General features: G+C 64.2%; 4 protein-coding genes. 3 read left to right on the top strand and 1 reads right to left on the bottom strand.

Features of this window, described 5'->3' with window-relative positions; genetic code table 11:
• From ACI944_RS11415 to metG, 3 genes are all read left to right on the top strand, one after another.
• A partial coding sequence (locus ACI944_RS11415; RefSeq protein ID WP_411719182.1) for a putative PEP-binding protein occupies window positions 1–1,276 on the top strand: 1,276 nt, incomplete at its 5' end.
• 70 nt (window positions 1,277–1,346) lie between these two features.
• Window positions 1,347–2,402: a tyrosine decarboxylase MfnA gene (mfnA, locus tag ACI944_RS11410; protein ID WP_411719181.1), complete on the top strand. Its 1,056-nt coding sequence runs from the start codon at window positions 1,347–1,349 to the stop codon at window positions 2,400–2,402.
• Window positions 2,403–2,459: 57 nt separating this feature from the next.
• Window positions 2,460–4,571 (top strand): methionine--tRNA ligase, encoded by a 2,112-nt coding sequence (gene metG, locus ACI944_RS11405; RefSeq protein ID WP_411719180.1) that lies wholly within the window; start codon window positions 2,460–2,462, stop codon window positions 4,569–4,571.
• Window positions 4,572–4,579: 8 nt separating this feature from the next.
• Here the strand turns inward: metG and ACI944_RS11400 are convergent, their stop codons facing one another.
• Window positions 4,580–5,089 carry a hypothetical protein gene (locus ACI944_RS11400; RefSeq protein ID WP_411719179.1) on the bottom strand — a complete coding sequence of 170 codons (510 nt, stop codon included), beginning with the start codon at window positions 5,087–5,089 and terminating at the stop codon, window positions 4,580–4,582.
• Window positions 5,090–5,182: the final 93 nt, after the last annotated feature.

The following is a 5,182-nucleotide window of genomic DNA, read 5'->3' as shown; positions in this document are numbered from 1 at the left end:
TGACGGCGACCTCCTGCTGCAGGGCCTGGGTGCGTCCCCCGGGATCGCCTCCGGCCCCGCCCAGACCGTCGGAAAACTCGACCAGCTCGACAAAGTCGGCGAGGGCGACATCATCGTTACCGAGATGACGACCCCGGATATGGTGCCGGCGATGAAGCGTGCGAGCGGGATCATCACCAATGAGGGTGGGATGACGAGCCACGCCGCGATCGTCGCCCGCGAACTCGGCGCGCCGGCCATCGTCGGCGCTGGAACAGCGACCGAACAGCTCGAAGACGGCCAACTCGTCACTATCGACGGCGAGAAAGGCAGCGTTACCGAGGGGACCGTAGAGCCCGACGAGCAGACTGACGCTGTCGAGGCGGTCCGCCCCGAAAACCCCGTAAAGCCGATGACGGCAACGGAGGTCAAGGTGAATGTCTCGATCCCCGAGGCAGGCGAGCGCGCCGCGGCAACCGGCGCCGACGGCGTCGGCCTGCTCCGGATGGAACACATGATCCTCTCGACGAACAAGACGCCGGAGCGCTACATCGCCGACCACGGTGAGGATGCCTACGTTGAGGAGATCATCGATGGCGTCCGCGGCGTCGCCGACGATTTTTATCCTCGCCCCGTCCGCGTCCGGACGCTTGACGCGCCGACCGACGAGTTCCGGCAGATGGAAGGCGGGGAGAGCGAACCCCACGAGCACAACCCGATGCTCGGCTATCGGGGAATCAGACGGAGTCTCGACCGATCGGAGTTATTTAAATACGAACTCGAGGCGTTCCGGCGGCTCTTCGAGATGGGCTACGACAACGTTGAGGTCATGTTCCCCCTGGTCAACGACGCCGAGGATGTCATCCAAGCGCGGAACCTGATGGAAGAGGCGGGGGTCGACCCAGAAGTGCGCTCGTGGGGCGTGATGATCGAGACCCCGGCGGCGGCGCTGTCGATCGAGGAGATGGCTGAGGCCGGGATCGACTTCGCCTCTTTCGGCACGAACGATCTCACCCAGTACACGCTCGCGGTGGACCGGAACAACGAGCACGTCGCCGACCGCTTCGACGAGCTCCACCCGTCCGTGTTGCAGCTGATCGGCGACACGATCGAGACCTGCCGGGAGTACGACGTCGCGACGAGTATCTGCGGACAGGCCGGCTCGAAGCCCGAGATGGTTCGGTTCCTCGTCAACAATGGCGTCTCGTCGATCTCGGCGAACATCGACGCCGTCCGGGATGTCCAACACGAAGTCAAACGAAAAGAGCAGAAGCTGTTGTTGGACTCGATCCGGTAACTGAAACTGAGAGCGGCGAACGACTGTGGAAAACGCAACCAATAAACCCGACGCCCCGCTGAAACGCAGTATGCAGCGGGCCGAACCGCAGGAGTTCTCCCGGGTGTTGTCGTCGATGTGCACCGAGCCGCATCCGACGGCCCGCGAGGCGGCCGAGCAGTTCCTAGCGAGCAACCCTGGTGACCCCGGTACCTACGGGACGGTTTCGAAACTCGAACGCGAGGCTGTCGATCGGCTCGGGACCGTCGCCGGGCTTGCCGACGCGGCCGGTTACATCGCCTCGGGCGGGACGGAATCGAACGTCCAGGCGATCCGGCTGGCGCGTAACCGCGCCGATACGCGAACACCGAACTTCGTCGCCCCGGAGTCCGCACACTTCTCGTTCCGCAAGGCGGCCGACGTCTTGGGCGTCGAACTCCGGACGGCACCCCTTTCGGACTACCGGGCAAACCTCGACGCCGTCGCGGAACTGATCGACTCCGATACGGTCTGTGTCGTCGGCGTCGCCGGAACGACCGAGTACGGCCGCGTCGATCCGATCCCCGCGCTCGCGGACATGGCGTCCGATGCCGGCGCGCTCTGCCACGTCGACGCCGCTTGGGGCGGGTTCATCCTCCCGTTTACTCAACACGCCTGGAACTTCGCCGACGCCGATATCCACACGATGACGATCGATCCCCACAAGGTGGGTCGGGCAGCGGTCCCGGCGGGTGGTCTCCTCGCCCGCGGCCCCGAGTTGCTCGACGAACTCGCGATCGACACACCGTATCTTGAGTCAACCTCTCAGATGACGCTGACAGGAACTCGAAGCGGGGCTGGCGTCGCGAGCGCGGCGGCGGTGATGGAGAAGCTCTGGCGGGACGGCTACGAGAAGCAGTACCGTCGCACCCGCTCGAACGCCGACTGGCTCGCCGCGGAGTTCAGTGACCGGAACTTCGATGTCGTCGAGCCCGTGCTGCCGATCGTGACGGTCGACTTCCCGGCCCGGCTGATCGACGACCTCCGAGAAGCCGGGTGGCGACTCTCCCGGACCGAGGCGGGCGAAGCCCGGATCGTCTGTATGCCCCACGTGACCCGGTCGATGCTGGTCGAGTTCCTCGATGACGTCGACCGACTGGCCGACTGAGACGTTGCGCGCCCCGAGAGCGGGAGTGTTTTACCCCCCTGGCCCGGGGTGTCGTGTATGCACGAGGAGTTCCCGACGGATTCCCCGGCGGTGGTCACCTGCGGGTTGCCCTATGCCAACGGCGACCTTCACGTCGGCCACCTACGAACGTACGTCAGCGGCGACGCCTACTCGCGGGCGCTCGACCGCCTCGGCCAGTCGGTCGCGTTCGTCTGTGGATCGGACATGCACGGGACGCCAATCGCGGTCAACGCCGCTGAGGCGGGTGTTGACCCCGAGGAGTTCGCTCTCGAGTACCACGACCAGTACGAGAAGACGTTCCCGAAATTCAACGTCGAGTTCGACAACTACGGCCACACTCACGACGCGACGAACGCGGAGATGACCCGATCGTTCGTCCGGTCGTGGATCGACGGCGACCACGTCATCGAGAAGGAAATCGAGGTCGCGTGGGACGAGGAAACCGACCAGCCGCTGCCGGATCGGTTCGTTGAGGGGACCTGCCCGTACTGCGGCGAGCGAGCCCGTGGCGACGAGTGCGACGACGGCTGTCAACGACACCTTGAGCCGGGCGAAATCGAGGACCCGGTCTCGACGATCACGGGCAACTCCGCCGAGTATCGCACCCGCCCGCACAAATTTCTCCGACTCGCGGATTTTCAAGCGTACTTACAGGACTTTATCGACCGGGTTGAGGGCACCGACAACGCGAAGAACCAACCTCGAGAGTGGATCGAGGGCGAACTGCAGGACCTGTGTATCACCCGCGATATGGACTGGGGGATCGACTACCCCGGCGGGGAAGACGGGGCGGACAGCGAGGACCTCGTTCTCTACGTGTGGGTCGACGCCCCGATCGAGTACGCTTCCTCGACGAAGCAGTACTCCGAACGGGTCGGATCGGATGTCTACGACTGGGAGGCCGTCTGGAAAGATCGCTCCGCTCCGGACTCAAAAAGGCCTGACGGCGGCGAGATAATTCACGTTATCGGCCACGACATCATCCAGCACCACACGGTGTTTTGGCCCGCGATGTTGCGCGGAGCGGGCTTCAACGAACCCCGGGCCGTGATGGCGTGTGGCTTCGTCAATCTTGATGGCGAGGCCTTTTCGACGTCGCGAAATCGGGCAGTCTGGGCCGACGACTACGTCGAGTCGGGGCTGGACCCAGACCTCTATCGGTACCACATCGTCACCGGTAGCGAGTTCACGGCCGATGTCGACTTCTCGTGGGACGGGCTTCAGGAGCGCGTCAACAACGAGTTGGTCGGCACGCTCGGGAACTTCCTGTACCGATCGCTGTTGTTCGCCGAGCGCAACTACGACGGGACGCCCGACGCCGCGGTGAGTGACGAGGTTGAGGCCGAGATCGAGGCGGCGATCGAGGCGTTCCGCGAAGCAATCGACGATTACCGTGTCCGCGGACTGGGGCGGGCCCCCGTCGAACTCGCGAAGTTCGGCAACGAGTATATCCAACGACACGAACCCTGGAAACTCACCGACGAGGATCCCGAGCAGGCGGCACAGGTCATTCGCGGTTGCGTGCAACTCTCGAAAGCTATCGCGGTGCTGATGCAGCCAGTGTTGCCGGGGAAAGCGGAGGCGCTGTGGACCCAACTCGGCGAGGACGGCTCCGTCGGCGATGTCGTCCTTGAGGAGGCGCTTTCGAGCCCACCCGCGGCGTTCGACGCGCCCGAAGAGCTCTTCAAGAAGATCGAGGACGACCGTGTGGCGGAACTCAACCGACAACTAGCAGAGCGCGTCGAGGCTGCCGGCGACGACGACGCGGAGAACGCGGAAGATGCTGACGGCGAGGCGGACGAGGCGCCCGATCTCGAACCGGTCGCCGACGACCGGGTAGGCTTCGAGGAGTTCAAAGATCTCGACCTCCGCGTCGGGGAGATCACGAGCGCCGATCCCATCGAGGGCGCGGACAAACTCGCGAAGCTTGCGGTCGATATCGGCGTCGAGACGAGACAGATCGTCGCCGGCATCAAACAGCTCCACGACCTCGGGGAACTGCCGGGAACGCGGATCGTGGTCGTCGCCAACCTCGAGAAGAGCGAGTTGTTCGGCGTGGAGTCGGACGGAATGTTGCTCGCCGCTGGCGAGGAGGCGGACCTGCTGACGACACGCGGCGACGCGGCACCGGGCACGAGGATACAGTAGGACGGCGTTCAGAACAGCCCGAGCGAGCTACCCACCCGGAAGCCAGCCTTCGTAACTCCGATCTTGACGCTGTTGACGACTCCGACCCCCTCAATCCGGATCTCGTCGTTATTGTAGGCTTCGTTGAACGCCGATCCGGGGTCGTCGCTGGCGAGGATCTCGTCGATGGTGTTCTCGCTCGTCAATACCCGGATAGTCGGGTCTTCCGGAGCGCCTTCGCTATGCTCGGTCACCGTGCCGTCGCTGTCGATGTCGAAGTGGTGTGCCGACCCGGAGTCACTAGACGCCATCGAGTCGCCCGAACCGAAGCGGAGTTCGACCCGCTCGCCCGCTAGGCGGTTCGTGATCAGCCCGGGTGCCTCGTCCACGTTGGCGTTGTACTGCGAAACGAGTTCGTCCATGTCCGCCCCACCGTGGCTAGCCGCAGGAGCAACCCCCGCAAACAGAGAGCAGACGAGGAACACAGCCAACACGACTGCTCCGGCGTGAGTGATGCGTTCCATGACGATCGTATCCATGGCTCGAACTAACATATGCGTTTCGTGGGGACAGTCATTTATCCGCCGGTCGGCTACATCCGATATGAACGACCGGGACGTTGCCGACGATGT

Source organism: Natronomonas sp., from assembly GCF_046710025.1.
Classification (GTDB): Archaea; Halobacteriota; Halobacteria; order Halobacteriales; family Haloarculaceae; genus Natronomonas.
The sequence above is the reverse complement of the archived record's forward strand: the minus strand, read 5'-3'. Positions and strand labels throughout refer to the sequence as shown.